At 60.2% G+C, this 13,449-nt stretch carries 14 protein-coding genes; 7 read left to right on the plus strand and 7 right to left on the minus strand.

Annotated features, from left to right (window positions below):
* The first annotated feature begins 24 nt into the window (after positions 1-24).
* From POF45_RS28190 to POF45_RS28210, 5 genes are all read left to right on the plus strand, one after another.
* Complete coding sequence (locus POF45_RS28190; RefSeq protein WP_409077928.1) at positions 25-1,113, plus strand: polyamine ABC transporter substrate-binding protein; 1,089 nt, start codon at positions 25-27, stop codon at positions 1,111-1,113.
* A gap of 266 nt (positions 1,114-1,379) precedes the next feature.
* Entirely contained in the window at positions 1,380-1,949 is a 570-nt protein-coding gene (locus POF45_RS28195; RefSeq protein ID WP_282317274.1) for a YceI family protein, read from the plus strand.
* A 77-nt stretch (positions 1,950-2,026) separates the two neighbouring features.
* Entirely contained in the window at positions 2,027-2,713 is a 687-nt protein-coding gene (locus tag POF45_RS28200) for a GNAT family N-acetyltransferase (RefSeq protein ID WP_282317275.1), read from the plus strand.
* Between the two features lie 150 nt (positions 2,714-2,863).
* The gene (gene glsB, locus POF45_RS28205) at positions 2,864-3,772 is read left to right on the plus strand and encodes a glutaminase B (RefSeq protein ID WP_282317276.1); all 909 of its coding nucleotides are present in this window, start codon (positions 2,864-2,866) and stop codon (positions 3,770-3,772) included.
* 126 nt (positions 3,773-3,898) lie between these two features.
* Positions 3,899-5,401, plus strand: a complete 1,503-nt coding sequence (locus tag POF45_RS28210; RefSeq protein ID WP_282317277.1) for an aldehyde dehydrogenase family protein — start codon at positions 3,899-3,901, stop codon at positions 5,399-5,401.
* A 151-nt stretch (positions 5,402-5,552) separates the two neighbouring features.
* On the opposite strand, the gene POF45_RS28215 is transcribed toward POF45_RS28210, so the two are convergent.
* The 3 genes from POF45_RS28215 to cynS all read right to left on the minus strand — a co-directional run bounded on the left by POF45_RS28215 (position 5,553) and on the right by cynS (position 7,033).
* Positions 5,553-6,215 carry a carbonic anhydrase gene (locus POF45_RS28215; protein WP_282317278.1) on the minus strand — a complete coding sequence of 221 codons (663 nt, stop codon included), beginning with the start codon at positions 6,213-6,215 and terminating at the stop codon, positions 5,553-5,555.
* Positions 6,216-6,249: 34 nt separating this feature from the next.
* Entirely contained in the window at positions 6,250-6,486 is a 237-nt protein-coding gene (locus POF45_RS28220; protein WP_259502431.1) for a DUF2790 domain-containing protein, read from the minus strand.
* 79 nt (positions 6,487-6,565) lie between these two features.
* The gene (gene cynS / locus POF45_RS28225) at positions 6,566-7,033 is read right to left on the minus strand and encodes a cyanase (RefSeq protein WP_259502432.1); all 468 of its coding nucleotides are present in this window, start codon (positions 7,031-7,033) and stop codon (positions 6,566-6,568) included.
* A gap of 129 nt (positions 7,034-7,162) precedes the next feature.
* Here cynS and cynR point away from each other — a divergent pair, with 129 nt between their 5' ends.
* Positions 7,163-8,044: a transcriptional regulator CynR gene (gene cynR / locus POF45_RS28230; protein WP_282317279.1), complete on the plus strand. Its 882-nt coding sequence runs from the start codon at positions 7,163-7,165 to the stop codon at positions 8,042-8,044.
* A gap of 223 nt (positions 8,045-8,267) precedes the next feature.
* On the opposite strand, the gene POF45_RS28235 is transcribed toward cynR, so the two are convergent.
* From POF45_RS28235 to POF45_RS28250, 4 genes are all read right to left on the minus strand, one after another.
* The gene (locus tag POF45_RS28235; RefSeq protein ID WP_282317280.1) at positions 8,268-8,597 is read right to left on the minus strand and encodes a hypothetical protein; all 330 of its coding nucleotides are present in this window, start codon (positions 8,595-8,597) and stop codon (positions 8,268-8,270) included.
* Between the two features lie 494 nt (positions 8,598-9,091).
* On the minus strand, positions 9,092-9,622 hold the full coding sequence (locus POF45_RS28240) for a GNAT family N-acetyltransferase (protein ID WP_282317281.1): 531 nt from the start codon (positions 9,620-9,622) through the stop codon (positions 9,092-9,094).
* 46 nt (positions 9,623-9,668) lie between these two features.
* On the minus strand, positions 9,669-10,298 hold the full coding sequence (locus POF45_RS28245) for a glutathione S-transferase family protein (RefSeq protein WP_282317282.1): 630 nt from the start codon (positions 10,296-10,298) through the stop codon (positions 9,669-9,671).
* A 73-nt stretch (positions 10,299-10,371) separates the two neighbouring features.
* A complete protein-coding gene (locus POF45_RS28250; protein WP_282317283.1) occupies positions 10,372-12,321 on the minus strand; it encodes a DNA topoisomerase III in 1,950 nt (649 codons plus the stop codon).
* A gap of 125 nt (positions 12,322-12,446) precedes the next feature.
* On the opposite strand from POF45_RS28250, the gene POF45_RS28255 reads away from it, so the two are divergent.
* Positions 12,447-13,304, plus strand: coding sequence for a LysR substrate-binding domain-containing protein (locus tag POF45_RS28255; RefSeq protein ID WP_349016872.1), 858 nt, complete (start codon positions 12,447-12,449; stop codon positions 13,302-13,304).
* Positions 13,305-13,449: the final 145 nt, after the last annotated feature.

Here is a 13,449-nt window from a genome sequence, read left to right on the forward strand (position 1 = left end):
CGCTTCATTAAGAAGGTGATGAACATGCACGCCAGACAGCACTTGCTCGTGGCCGTACTCACAGCGTTTTCGGCGGCGACTTACGCGGATGAAGTCGTCAACATTTCCAACTGGAACGGCTACATCGCCGATGACACCCTGCCTGCGTTCACCAAGGAAACCGGGATCAAGGCCACTTACGACATTCACGACAGCAACGAAGTGCTCGAATCGAAACTGATGACGGGCAACACCGGTTATGACGTGGTCAGTCCGTCCAACCATTTCCTGTCGCGGCTGATCAAGGCCGGCGCGATCCAGAAACTCGACAAGAGCCAACTGCCGAACTGGAAGAACCTCGACCCGGCGCTGATGAAAAAGCTCGAGGTCAACGACCCGGGCAACCAGTATGGCTATCCCTACATGTGGGGCACGGTGGGCATCGGCTATAACGTCGAGAAGATCAAGGCGATCTTCGGCAACGTCGATGTCACCCATTCCTGGAGCCTGTTTTTCGATGAGAACAACATCAAGAAGTTGAGCCAGTGCGGCGTGGCGATCATCGACAATCCGACCCAGATCCTGCCGATCACCCTCAACTATCTGGGCTTGCCACACCACAGCCACGAGCCGGCGGACTATCAGAAAGCCGAGCAGGCGCTGATGAAAATCCGCCCGTACATTCAGTATTTCCATGCCTCCAAGTACGTCAGCGACCTGGCCAACGGCAATATCTGCGCGGTGATCGGTTTCAACGGCGACGTGGTGCAGGCCGCGACCAGCGCCAAGGAAGCGAAAAACGGCATCCAGATCGGCTACTCGATTCCCGACGAAGGTTCGACCCTGTGGCTGGACATGGTGGTCATGCCCAAGAGCGCACCGCACGAGAAGAACGGCTACACCTACATGAATTACCTGCTACGGCCCGAGGTGATTGCCAATATCACCAACAGCATCCACTACGCCAACCCCAACCTGGCGGCGGACGCACTGGTGGTGCCCGAGGTGAAGCAGGACCTGGCGATCTATCCGCCGAAAAGCGTGATGGACAAGCTGTTCACAGTCGAGGACCTGCCGGCCAACATCGCCCGGTTGACGACACGGTTGTGGACGAAGCTGAAGACCAATACGTAGTTCCCGCGATCCCTGGTATGACGCAAAACCCCTGTGGGAGCGAGCTTGCTCGCGATGGCGGGATTACATTCAGCATCATTGTTGATTGATCCACCGCTATCGCGAGCAAGCTCGCTCCCACAGGGGGGCATGTGTCTGCCTTTGAATCATCGGCATTGGCATAAGCAGCAATTCTTTGCTTTATTCCCTACAGTGATTGCTGGTGGAGCTCCTACAACGCGCCATCCGCCATCAGGTCTGGCTGCTCACGTCCCCGGAGTCCCCCCATGAAGCGTCGCCTGCCGTATTTCGCTCCATGGATGGCCGCTTTCATCTTCTGCACCGCCCCCTGCGCCCACGCCGTCGACTACACCCGCGTAAACCCCGCCGCCAGCCAGATCAGTTTCACCTTCAACCAGATGGGCTCGCGCACCTACGGCACGTTCGGTTCATTTCGCGGCACGCTCGATTTCGACACCGACAAACCCGCCGCCGCCCACGCCAGTTTGAGTATCGACATGGCCAGCATCGACGCCGGCAGCAGCGATGCCGACACCGAACTGCAAAAAGCCGCCTGGTTCGACCCGGTCACGTATCCGGTCGGCACGTTCGTGTCCACCCGCGTTCAGGATCTGGGCCACAACAGCTACCTGTTTACCGGCAATCTCACCCTCAAGACCATCACCCGCGAAGTGCAGGTGCAAGTACTGCTGAAACCGGAAAACGGCATTGGCGTGTTCGACGGGCAGTTCGTGCTCAACCGCGACGCCTTCGGTATCGGTGCGGGGGAGTGGGCGGACACGGTGGTCTCCAAAGACATCAACATCCGTTTTCGGATCGTGGCGCCGGAGCATTAGGTTTTGCGGGTTAGCACGCTACAATGCGCCAGCCCGCCAAAACAGCATCAACGCCCAACCCCGGAGTCCGTCCCGCAATGCCCCAGATTCACCACTTCAACAGCCCGTGTCCCGAATCGGTCAACAGCCAGATCCTGCAATTGGTGGTCGACAACCTGACCGACATCAGCGCCGTGGGATTGCCGCCGAGCAACCTGCTGTACAACGTCTATCAGTACGCCATCGGCTATGAAGTTCACCTGTATCTGGAGGCGTTGAACGCCAGCACAGGCGTTGCCGTGGAGTTGATCGTGGCGATGGACGATGACGACCCGCAGAAGGTCATCGGCTTCCTGCTGTACCTGCCGGTCAAGGGCGATGCCCAGGCGTGCGGCGTGGCCTATATGGCGGTGGAGGCCGGTCATCGACGTCAGGGCGTGGCGCGCTTGATGGTGCAGCAAATGCTGGCGCGCTATCCCCATGCCGAGCTGACGTGCGCGGTGGCCAAGGTGGCGTATTTCGAAGCAATGGACTTTCAAGTGGTGGGCGCACGCGCGACCCAGGTGCTGATGAGCACCCGCGACCATCGCAGCGGCGGCTTGATGGGGTTGCTGGATACGGCGCCCATCTACAGCTCGCTGGAAGTGCGGCAGATTCACACTTACCTCCTGCAAAAACACGGCAAACGAGCGATGATCGATGCTGAAAAACAGCGGGATCGGCATCTGGATCAGCTGACGCGCAAGGCCGGGGAGTTTGTGCGGGGGCGTTTGAGTCTGGACTGAGCACTATTCGGTGATTCCCACAGGGGTTTTTAGTGTCTGTGAGATTTTTGTTAGTGTCATTGCACCCACAAAACTGTGATCCGCCGCGCTCCCGTGGCGTCTAGCGTGAGTGTCCCCGCAATCCCATGGGGCGAGACTTCGGAACCCGGCATGCAAGCGCTGTTGAACGAGATCCTTGACGCAGTCCGGCCGTTGATCGGCCAGGGCAAGGTGGCTGACTACATTCCGGCCCTGGGCACGGTGCCGGCCAATCAATTGGGCATTGCCGTGTATGGCAACGACGGCGAACTGTATTGCGCCGGCGATGCGCACACGCTGTTCTCGGTGCAGAGTATTTCCAAGGTGTTCAGCCTGGTGCAGGCCATCGAACATTCCGGCGAAGCGATCTGGGAACGCCTGGGTCACGAGCCGTCCGGCCAGCCGTTCAACTCCCTGGTGCAGCTGGAATTCGAGCGCGGTCGTCCGCGCAATCCCTTCATCAATGCCGGCGCGCTGGTGATCTGCGACATCAACCAGTCGCGCTTTGCCGCACCGGCCTTGTCGATGCGCGATTTCGTGCGGCGCCTGTCGGGCAATCCGCAGGTGATGGTGGACGGCAAGGTCGCCGACTCCGAATACCAGCACCGTGCGCGCAACGCCGCCATGGCCTACCTGATGCAATCCTTCGGCAATTTTCACAACGACGTGGAAGCGGTTCTGCGCAGCTATTTCAGCCACTGCGCGTTACGCATGAGTTGCGTGGACCTGGCTCGGGCCTTCTGTTTCCTGGCCAACGATGGTTTCTGCAAGCACAGCGGCGAACAGATCCTGACCGCGCGTCAGACCCAGCAAGTCAATTCGATCATGGCCACCAGCGGTCTCTATGACGAGGCGGGCAACTTTGCCTACCGCGTCGGCCTGCCCGGCAAGAGCGGCGTGGGCGGCGGGATTGTCGCGGTGGTGCCGGGGCAGTTCACGGTGTGCGTCTGGTCGCCGGAACTGAACGCAGCCGGTAACTCGCTGGCGGGCATGGCGGCGCTGGAGTTGCTCAGTCAGCGGATCGGCTGGTCGGTCTTCTAAAGCCACTGTGGGAGCGGGGTGCCTGTACTTGATGTGTCCGGCAGTCATTACGCCAAGACGCCGCATGACGCTTCGGGAAATTTGCTATACATTTTCCGGCCGCCCTCTGCATGGTGAATCCGTTTCATGTCTCTTGCGCTCGAACGTCTTGTCGCTGGCACGCCAATCCCTTTCGCCGGTAATCGTGTCTCTGTGGTCAGCCCCGAATTGGCGGCACGTTTTGCGCCCGGCGACCATTTGCTGGTGGAACAGGTCAGTGGCGAGTTGCTGCTGATCCCGGTGGCTGACCAGCAAGCGGCAGCCGTGGCGATCGAGCGCGCACAAGCGGCTTTCAAGGCGATGTCGGCGGTGTCGGACGAGGCGATCAGTGCATTCTTCGACCTGTTTGCCGGGCGCCTGGAAACTCCGGATTGCTGGGCCTTGATCGAGGCCGCCAACCTGGCTGACATCGAACGGGCCAAGGCTCGCGGACGCTCCACCACCCGCCTGCTGGCCGACGAGCATATGCGCCGCGACATGATTGCCGGCCTGCGCGCCTGGCGCGACGCTGCGGCCACGCGCGGCAAAGTCATCAGTTGCGTCGAACATGACGGCTGGAAAGTCGAGCAAGTGGTGTCGCCGCTGGGCATCGTCGCCTTCGTCTTTGAAGGTCGGCCGAATGTGTTCGCCGACGCGGCCGGTGTCTTGCGCACTGGTAACACCGCTGTGCTGCGTATTGGCAGCGATGCGTTGGGCACCGCCCAAGCCATCGTCACGCATGCGTTGAATCCAGCGCTGGCCGCGGCCGGGTTGCCGGCGGGATCGGTTTCCCTCGTTGAAAGTGTCAATCACGCCGCCGGTTGGGCGATGTTTGCCGACCGCCGTCTGTCGTTGGCGGTGGCCCGTGGTTCGGGGCGAGCGGTCAGCCAGTTGGGTAGCATCGCGCAACAGGCCGGCACCGCCGTCAGCCTGCATGGCACCGGCGGTGCCTGGCTGATTGCCGATACCGGTGCGGATGCCCAGCGCTTTGCGGCGGTGGTGCGCAACTCGCTGGACCGCAAAGTTTGCAACACCTTGAACGTCTGCCTGATCCAGCGCGAACGTGCCGCTGAACTGGTGCCGCTGTTTCTGGATGCGCTGCAACAGGCCGGCAAGGCGCGGGGTCAGGGCTGCAAATTGCACATCGTCGAAGGCAGTGAATCGTATCTGCCAAACGATTGGCAGGGCGCCAGCGTCGAGGTTTATCGTGCTGAAGGCTATGTCACCGAAGTTCAGGCCGAGCCGCTGCCGGAAGACCAGTTGGGCCGTGAGTGGGAGTGGGAAGAAACCCCGGAAGTCAGCCTGAAGATCGTTGACGACCTGGACCAGGCGATTGCCTTGTTCAACCAGTACAGCCCGCAATTTACCGTGTCCTTGATCAGCGAAGAGGCCGAGGTTCAGGAGCGTTTCTACAACGCGGTCAACGCGCCGTTCGTGGGCAACGGGATTACCCGTTGGGTCGACGGCCAGTACGCGCTGAACAAGCCGGAGCTGGGGCTTTCGAACTGGGAGAGTGGCCGCCTGTTTGCCCGCAGCGCGATTCTGTCGGGGGATGGGGTGTTTACCGTTCGTAGCCGGATGACCCAGATTGATCTCGGCATAAAACGCTGATTTTTCATCCGCTGGAGCCCCCTGTGGGAGCGAGCTTGCTCGCGATGACGGTTGCACATTCAACACTTATGTTGCCTGTCAGACCGCTATCGCGAGCAAGCTCGCTCCCACAGGAATGTGTGCAATCACATTCCATATTTCTGCTCATGAATCAGGCCGCAGCATCCACCGCACGCCCCTGAACTGCACACGTCTCTGGGTGTTCGATCAAGGACACAAAACTACGGCTATCGGCATCCAGCGCATCGATCGAGCCGGTCTCGATGTCGTACACCCAGCCATGCAGGTTCAACAGGCCTTTTTCCTGGGCCAGGCGCACGCTTGGGTGGGTCTGGATATTGGCCAGTTGCGCGATCACGTTCTCGCGCACCATCGAACTGACCTTGGCCGCTTCATTGGCGTGCTGACGCGATTCGTTGATGACTTTGGCCGATTCGGCATGCTGCAACCAGCCGCTGACGGCGGGCAGGTGATCCATGCATTTGCACTTGGCAACAGCAGTCATGGCGCCGCAGTCCGAGTGCCCGCAAATCACGATGTCGGTGACGCCCAGTACCGCGACCGCATATTCCACCGTGGCCGACACACCGCCGGGATGCGGGCTGTAGGAGGGCACGATATTGCCCGCGTTGCGGATCACGAACAGTTCACCGGGCTCTTGCTGGGTCAACAGTTCCGGCACGACGCGGCTGTCGGAGCAGGTGATGAACAGCGTGCCGGGGTGCTGGGTGGTGGCCAGGTGTTTGAACAGGTCGGTGCGTTGTGGAAATGCTTCGTTCTGGAACTTCAAAAAACCGTCGATGAGCGCTTTCATGGTTGCTTCCTCATAAGTGATAAACAGTCGCGGCTCAGTTCGAGCAGCCGTTGCCGAACTCGCTGTATTGCAGAATGTGCGTGACGCCTTTGGAGTCCAGGTAAGTCATTTCCACCGGAGTCGGCCCGCACACGTCAGCGGCCGGTGTGATGTTCACGACGTGGGCTATGTCCAGTTCCATGCCGTAGCGGTAGGCGACGGCGTCGTCTGCGGCTTGAGCCTGGGTCGACAGGCCGGCGATCAGTGCCAGGGCCAATAGAATTTTGTTCATGGGGCATCCTCCAGATGAAAGTGGTGAATGAAAGAGGTTGGGTGGTTGGCCCGCACTGTGCGTGCGGGCCGGTACTGATTTAGAAAGGACGCAGTGGCAGGAACTTGCCGTCCAGGGTGATCACGGCGCGAGAGCCGCCTTCCGGATCTTCGACTTTCTTGATGTCCAGCTTGAAGTTGATCGCGCTGATGATGCCGTCGCCGAATTGCTCGTGAACCAGGGCTTTGAGGGTGGTGCCGTAGATCTGGATCATTTCGTAGAAGCGGTAGATGGTCGGGTCGGTCGGTACACCCGAGAGGCTGCCGCGCAGCGGGATGATTTGCAGTTGAGCGACGCTTGCGGCATCCAGCTCCAGTTTGTCGCCGACCACTTGGGCGGCGTCTGCCGGCAGCGGGTGCTGGCCGAGCAGGGCGGCGGTGACGTAGGCCAGGCTCAGGCCGGTGCCTTCGGTCAGGTCCTGCCACGACAGGTTTTTACGGGCCTTGGCATCAAGGATCGAGGTGGTCAGGGCCAGACTGGTGTCGTTGTAAGCGTGGGACTGTTGCATGGTGTGACTCCTTTCGGGTTTGGCTGTGGGTTGTTGCTGTGTGTGGAGCAATCTTCGGCCAATTTATCCATAGCGTCCAAGACTCATATACAATGCGGAGCATAAGTACAGCCTATAGATGGTGATCCCATGCTGCTCCGACATTTGCGCTACTTGCTGGCGGTCGCCGATCACGGCGGCTTCACCCGCGCCGCCGAGGCGTTGCACGTTTCCCAGCCGACCCTGTCCCAGCAGATCCGGCAACTGGAAGAAGCCCTGGGCGTGAACCTGTTCGACCGCACCTCGCGTACGGTCAAGCCCACGGACGCGGGCGAGGCTTATATCGAGTGCGCCCGGCGGGTACTGGTGGAGTTGGAGGCGGGCAAACGCGCCTTGCACGACGTGAAGGACTTGTCTCGCGGCAGCTTGCGCCTGGCCATGACGCCGACATTCATGGCGTATCTGGTGGGGCCGTTGGTACGCGACTACACGGCGCGGTTCCCCGGTATTCACCTGGAGATTTTCGAGTTGTCGATGGACGACATCGAGGCCGGGCTGGCGGATGACTCACTGGATATCGCGATTGCCTTTACGCCGGTACGCAACCCGGAGATCGAATGCATTCCAGCGTTTGTCGAGACATTGGGGCTGATGGTCGGACGCGATCATCCGCTATACCACAGCTCGCAAGTGCTGACGTCGGCAGAAGTGGCGCAGCTGGACTTCGCGTTGCTCAAGCCGGGGTTTATTACCCGGTCTTCTATTGATGAGTACTTTCGACAGCAAGGCATCACGCCCAAGGTCGCGATCGAGGTGAACTCGGTGAGCACCTTGCTGGAGGTGATTCGCCATGCGCCGATGGCGACGATCCTGCCCGAAGCGATTGCTACCGAAGATCGGGCACTGCGCAAGGTAGTCGTGCAGGGCGAGATCCCCCAGCGCGGTGCGGCGTTGTTGCGCAGGAAAAACAATTATCACAGTGCGGCGGCGCTGGCGTTTGTGGGGTTGGTGATGAGCGCTAAGCTGCCCTGAACATCATTGAGCCCTGCAAGCGAATTTTGTGGCGAGCGAGCCTGCTCGCGCTTGAGTGCGCAGCACTCACAAAAGGGCGCCGCTACGCAGCCCAGCGGGAGCAAGCTCCCTCGCCACAAAAGTCCTGTCCTGCAGGGATAAAGGGTGAATGGCGGGCATAAAAAAGGGCCTGCTCCCTGATAGGAGCAGGCCCTTTTTTGTGGATGTTTGTTAAACCAGCAACTCAGTAGAACCGATCAATCACCCGAACTTCATTCTGGTTCTGCAACGACGCCCACGCCTGTTTCAGCGTTTGCAGCACATTGGCGATGAAGTCCTTGTCGGCGGCGGCTTTCTTGCCGACATAACCCTGGCCGCGACGGTACATCTTCAGGCGGGCCAGCAGGTTCTGGTTGTTCTGGTCGAACTCGGCTTCGTGGGCATTGGGCGACAGGCAGTCGATATGCACCTGGCCCGATTTGCTGATCCACAGAATATGGCTGTCGAGGCTGTCTTTCTGTGCCGCGAACAGTTGAGCCAGTTCGTCGATAGTCGGTTGATTGTTCAGATTCATGGTAAGCCCCTTGACCATTTGGTGATCTTTCAAAGTTGATTCGCTAATACAGGTAGCCCATCGGTTAGTTGATCCCTGGCACCGAAACCAGGACGTCAGCGGTCAGCCGTCAATTGGACGGGGTCTCGCGTCTGCTGCATGTAGTCGTGTTGAATAACTGCTACGCAATAGCGTCACAACGAAGAGAAGCGGCGAAAACCTGGAGGCCACTGCCGACGTTTTCAGGGTCGGCCACAAGCATCATGAGATCGTTTCGCCAGCGCTTCTCGTCTTTGTACTGGACGTTCGGGCCAGGTCAGCTTCTTCAATCTGCCTTGTGGGCAGCGTGTATCCGGGAAAAACAGCTCGGCGGTCAGACGAGCTTGCTCAAACATGTTGCCGGTACTCCCGATCGGGGAGACGTCTGCATCATGCAAGGGCAAATCGGCGGCGTCAACGATTATGTAGTGATTATTTTTAGTCACTACATATTGTCGGACAAAGTGGTTTTGGTATTAGGAACGGGAGGGAAATCCCGTAGGCGCTGGCGCAGGCTGCGCTCTTTCAAAGCGGTAGAACGTGCACGGATAGCCGTCCACGTCCAGCTGGTGCGTGGTGAACAGCCCTTCGGTCAACACCGGGACAACACGGGCCCAGAACAGGCGTGCAGGCTGATTCGCATCGATATGGAAAATTTGCCATTGGCCGGGGATTCGGCTCAAGAGGGTGGACACGACAAACTTTGCGACGCCTTGGCCACGAAAGCGCCGACTGACAAAAAAGTAGCCGATGTTGTGTTCTGCGCCCGGGATATGGGTTTCATCATCCACGGTCACGAAGCCAGCCAGCTCGCCATCCACCTTGATCAGAAACGGGCGGGTGGCGGGCTGGCGCCAATAGTCCAGTTTGGGCTGGATGTTGAAAAAGCCATGCTCGCCCAGCTTCAGCGGCAGCCATTCGCTGAAGTCGTACAGGTAGAATTGCATCAGGTTTTCAATGCACTCCAGCTCGTCGCGTTGCGCGGCGTGCAGCTCGATTGAAGGCATCGCGAACTCCTGATGTTTCGGGCCGTCCCTGACCCGATGTATTGACTCAGTGCGGGGCGAAGTCGTATTTGCCGCCTTTTTTCAGGGCCGCGATGTAAGCGGGGCGTGCCTGAAACCGCTGGACCCAGGCGCCGATATGCGGATAGTCCACCAGCTTGCCCTGGGCCCTGGCAATCTCGCCGATAAAACTCATCTGGATATCCGCGCCACTGAGTTCATCGCCCAACAAGTAATCGGACTGACTCAGCGCGGTGTCGATGTAGCCCAGGTAGTTGGCCACTTCCGAGTTGATGCGTGGGTGCAGCGGCGCACCGGCTTCTCCCAGGCGACCGACATACAGGTTCAGCATCAACGGCAGCATCGCCGAGCCTTCGGCGAAGTGCAGCCATTGCACGTATTGATCGTAGGCTTCGGTGGCCGGATCCGGTTGCAGGCGGCCCTGGCCATAACGGCGGATCAGATAGTCGATGATGGCGCCCGACTCGATCAGTTTTTGCGAGCCGTCTTCGATAACCGGCGATTTACCCAAGGCGTTGATCGCCTTGAGTTCAGGCGGAGCCAGGTTGGTTTTCGGGTCGCGCTGATAGAGCTTCAGTTCGTAGGGGATGGCCAGCTCCTCCAGCAACCACAGGATGCGCTGGGAGCGGGAGTTGTTCAGGTGGTGGACGATGATCATGATCGATGCCTTTTTCAGAAGGTGGACGGTCGCTTGAGCAACACTAGACTATCGCTGACCGCTCGAAGTGCCGTCATGTTTTGGCCGCCGTTTTGGCGCCACGTCTGGGAGCCGTCGATGGCTTGCGTGGGCTGCTCTTGCGTTTGTTCTTCCACGGCGCGGCGCCTTTACCTGCGGGGCTGGCCGGGCCGCTGATGGTCAGGTTGAGGCCGGAGCAGCGAGCGACTTGCTTGCTCATCCAGGCGGCCTGTTTGGTGACAAATTCTTCCAGGCTCATTTCACCACTTTGCACCATGTCCAGCGCCTGTTCCCAGATCGCCGTGGTGCCCGGATCGGCGATGGCCCGAGGCACCGCGTCGATCAGGCTGAACGCCGCTGGCGTCGCCGCCAGGGCCTTGCCGTTTTTCACCAGATAACCCCGATCGAGCAAGCCCTGGATGATCGAGGCGCGGGTCGCTTCGGTGCCGATGCCGGTGGTGTCCTTGAGTTTCTGCTTGAGCAGCGGATCTTCCACCAGTTTGGCGACATTCTTCATCGCCTTGATCAGATCGCCCTCGGTGAATGGCTTGGGCGGTTGGGTCCAGAGGTCCTTGAGCCGCACGTCGTCGACTGCGCAGTCTCGTCCTTCGGCCAGCGCCGGCAAGGTTTGCGGCGCCGGGGCCTCGCGACCCTTGGCGGGGGCGAGGGCTTCGGGCAGGGCGCGTTTCCAGCCGGGTTCGACAATCTGCTTGCCCACCGCGCGCAAGGCTTCGCCGGCACAGTCGAAATCAGCCTGGGTGCGGTCGTATTCGTGGTTGGGCAGGAACTGCGCCAGATAACGGGCGCGAATCAGGGTGTAGACCGCGCGCTGCTTGCCCGCAAGGCGCTCAAGGTTTTTCGCCGCCGCCGTCGGGATGATGCCGTGGTGCGCGCTGACCTTGGCGTCGTTCCATGCCCGGGACTTGCGCTGTGGCTGCAGATAATCGTGCAGGGCGTTCAGGCCCGGATCGGCCTGACGCAGCGCCGCGAGAATGCTTGGGGCTTCGCTGTGCTGGCTGACAGGCAGGTAGCCGCAGTCGCTGCGCGGGTAGGTGATGACTTTGTGGGTCTCGTAGAGCGCCTGGGCGATGTCGAGGGTTTCCTGGGCGCCGAGGCCGAGTTTCTTCGAGCAGACTTCCTGCAAGGTGCCCAGGTCGAACGGCAGCGGGGCGATTTCGCGCATGCGCTCGGTGCGCAGCCTGATCACCCGAGCGCTGGACGCAGCCCCCATCGCGTCAGCCGCGTGTTGCGCCAGCGCCTGATTCAGGCAGCGGTCCTGATCGTCGCAGGCGTCGGCCGTCGCACGCCACTGGGCCATGAACGCGGTGCCATCGTGGAGCAGTTGCACATCGATGGCCCAATAAGCCACCGGCACGAAGTCGGCGATGCTGCGATCGCGGTCCACCACCAGCCGCAAGGTCGGCGTTTGCACCCGTCCCACCGGCAGCACGCCTTGATAACCGGATTGACGCCCCAGTAGCGTGAACAAACGGCTCATGTTCATGCCGATCAACCAGTCGGCCCGGGAACGGCCCAGCGCCGAATGATAAAGGCTGAAGGTTTCGGCCCCCGGCTTGAGGGCCGCCAGCGCCTTGCGAATGGAGGCATCGTCCAGTGCCGACAGCCACAGCCGGCGAATCGGCCCGCGATAGCGGCAATGCTCCACCAGCTCCCGGGCAATCATCTCGCCTTCACGGTCTGCGTCGGTGGCGATGATCAGTTCGCTGGCTTCGCCCAGCAGGCGTTTGACTGCCTTGTACTGGCTGGCCGTACGCGGTTTGACGGTCATTTTCCATTTGTCGGGAATGATTGGCAGGTCTGCCAGTACCCAGCGCTTGTAGCGCGCGTCATAGGCGTCAGGCGGCGCGGTTTCCAGCAGATGGCCGATGCACCAGGTCACCGTGACGTTCGTTCCCAGCCAGCAGCCGTCGCCCCGACGCTTGGCGCCAAGGACGGCCGCAATATCTTTGGCCTGGGAAGGTTTTTCACAGAGGTACAGCTGCATGAGCACCATCGTTCAAGTCGGTTTGAAGAAGGTGAACAGCATGCGCAGGGATTGCGACGGGAGCAACCTTTATCTGTATGGATATACAGATAAAGGATTGCCGGTGATGACGTCGACTCAGGTCGATGCTTCTGAACCGGCGACGGCTTTCCAGCCGGCCAGCGCTGCCTTGGCGATGCCCGCTCCGAGTCCGCTGGCGCCGGTCACGGCTGGAGGCCAGATTCGGTGTGCGGCTGTTTCACCGCAGTACCCGCAGCATTACGTTGACGGCGCAAGGCACCCAATGTGTCGAGCGCTGTCGCCGGGTACTGACGGAACTGGAGGTGGCTGGCGAAGAACTGTCGCAAAATGTGTCTCTGCCACAAGGGCCGTTGCGCATCAGTTTGCCGATGATTGCCAGGCTCTTTGTGGCGATCTTTGGCGAGTTTCAGTCGCGCTATCAGGACATCCAGCTGGACCTTGAATTTACCGACCGCCTGACCGATGTCATCACCGAGGGTTTTGATGCGGTCATTCGCAGTGGCGCGCCCAAGGACTCGGGGCTGTCGGCGCGGTCGCTGGGCACTTACCGGATGCTCACGGTTGCCTCGCCCGCGTATCTGGCGCGCCGTGGCGTCCCGCAATGCCCCGAAGATTTGCACCAGCAGGCGTGCATTCATTTCCGCTTCCCACAGTCCGGCAAGTTGCAGACGTGGTTGTTCAAACGCGACGATCAGCCCATGGGACTGGAATTGCCGCGGGCGATGATCTGCAACTCGGTGGAAGGGCGCATGGACCTTGCGGTGCAAGGCCTGGGGATCACTTACGCTGCCGATTTCGTCGTTCGTGAGGCGCTGGCCGATGGCCGTCTGGTGGAAGTGCTGGAGGCGTTCACCTGGGAGCGGGGGCAGTTCAACCTGCTCTGGCCTTCAGGTCGGCAGGTGCCGCCGAAACGGCGGGTGTTTATCGAGTTCTTTGTGACGCATATGCCGTTGACGCGATGACCTGCACGGGGGATCGCAGTCAGGTCTATCGAGAAAATCAATAGCACCACGTTTCCAGTTATGTCAGGTTCACCACGCCTTTTAAAAAGGCGAGTGACAGGACGATCTCGCCAAGGGATCGCCGCGGTCTGTCGTAAACCGACTA

The organism is Pseudomonas fungipugnans (assembly GCF_029955235.1).
GTDB lineage: Bacteria > Pseudomonadota > Gammaproteobacteria > Pseudomonadales > Pseudomonadaceae > Aquipseudomonas > Aquipseudomonas fungipugnans.

Excerpts from the sequence above, each read along its gene's own strand:
- POF45_RS28255 (WP_349016872.1), top strand. The coding sequence starts at position 12,447 with ATGCTTCTGAACCGGCGACGGCTTTCCAGCCGGCCAGCGCTGCCTTGG.
- POF45_RS28210 (WP_282317277.1), top strand. The coding sequence starts at position 3,899 with ATGTCTCTTGCGCTCGAACGTCTTGTCGCTGGCACGCCAATCCCTTTC.
- glsB (WP_282317276.1), top strand. The coding sequence starts at position 2,864 with ATGCAAGCGCTGTTGAACGAGATCCTTGACGCAGTCCGGCCGTTGATC.
- POF45_RS28235 (WP_282317280.1), bottom strand. The coding sequence starts at position 8,597 with ATGAATCTGAACAATCAACCGACTATCGACGAACTGGCTCAACTGTTC.
- cynR (WP_282317279.1), top strand. The coding sequence starts at position 7,163 with ATGCTGCTCCGACATTTGCGCTACTTGCTGGCGGTCGCCGATCACGGC.
- POF45_RS28245 (WP_282317282.1), bottom strand. The coding sequence starts at position 10,298 with ATGATCATCGTCCACCACCTGAACAACTCCCGCTCCCAGCGCATCCTG.
- POF45_RS28220 (WP_259502431.1), bottom strand. The coding sequence starts at position 6,486 with ATGAACAAAATTCTATTGGCCCTGGCACTGATCGCCGGCCTGTCGACC.
- POF45_RS28200 (WP_282317275.1), top strand. The coding sequence starts at position 2,027 with ATGCCCCAGATTCACCACTTCAACAGCCCGTGTCCCGAATCGGTCAAC.
- POF45_RS28190 (WP_409077928.1), top strand. The coding sequence starts at position 25 with ATGCACGCCAGACAGCACTTGCTCGTGGCCGTACTCACAGCGTTTTCG.
- cynS (WP_259502432.1), bottom strand. The coding sequence starts at position 7,033 with ATGCAACAGTCCCACGCTTACAACGACACCAGTCTGGCCCTGACCACC.
- POF45_RS28215 (WP_282317278.1), bottom strand. The coding sequence starts at position 6,215 with ATGAAAGCGCTCATCGACGGTTTTTTGAAGTTCCAGAACGAAGCATTT.
- POF45_RS28195 (WP_282317274.1), top strand. The coding sequence starts at position 1,380 with ATGAAGCGTCGCCTGCCGTATTTCGCTCCATGGATGGCCGCTTTCATC.
- POF45_RS28250 (WP_282317283.1), bottom strand. The coding sequence starts at position 12,321 with ATGCAGCTGTACCTCTGTGAAAAACCTTCCCAGGCCAAAGATATTGCG.
- POF45_RS28240 (WP_282317281.1), bottom strand. The coding sequence starts at position 9,622 with ATGCCTTCAATCGAGCTGCACGCCGCGCAACGCGACGAGCTGGAGTGC.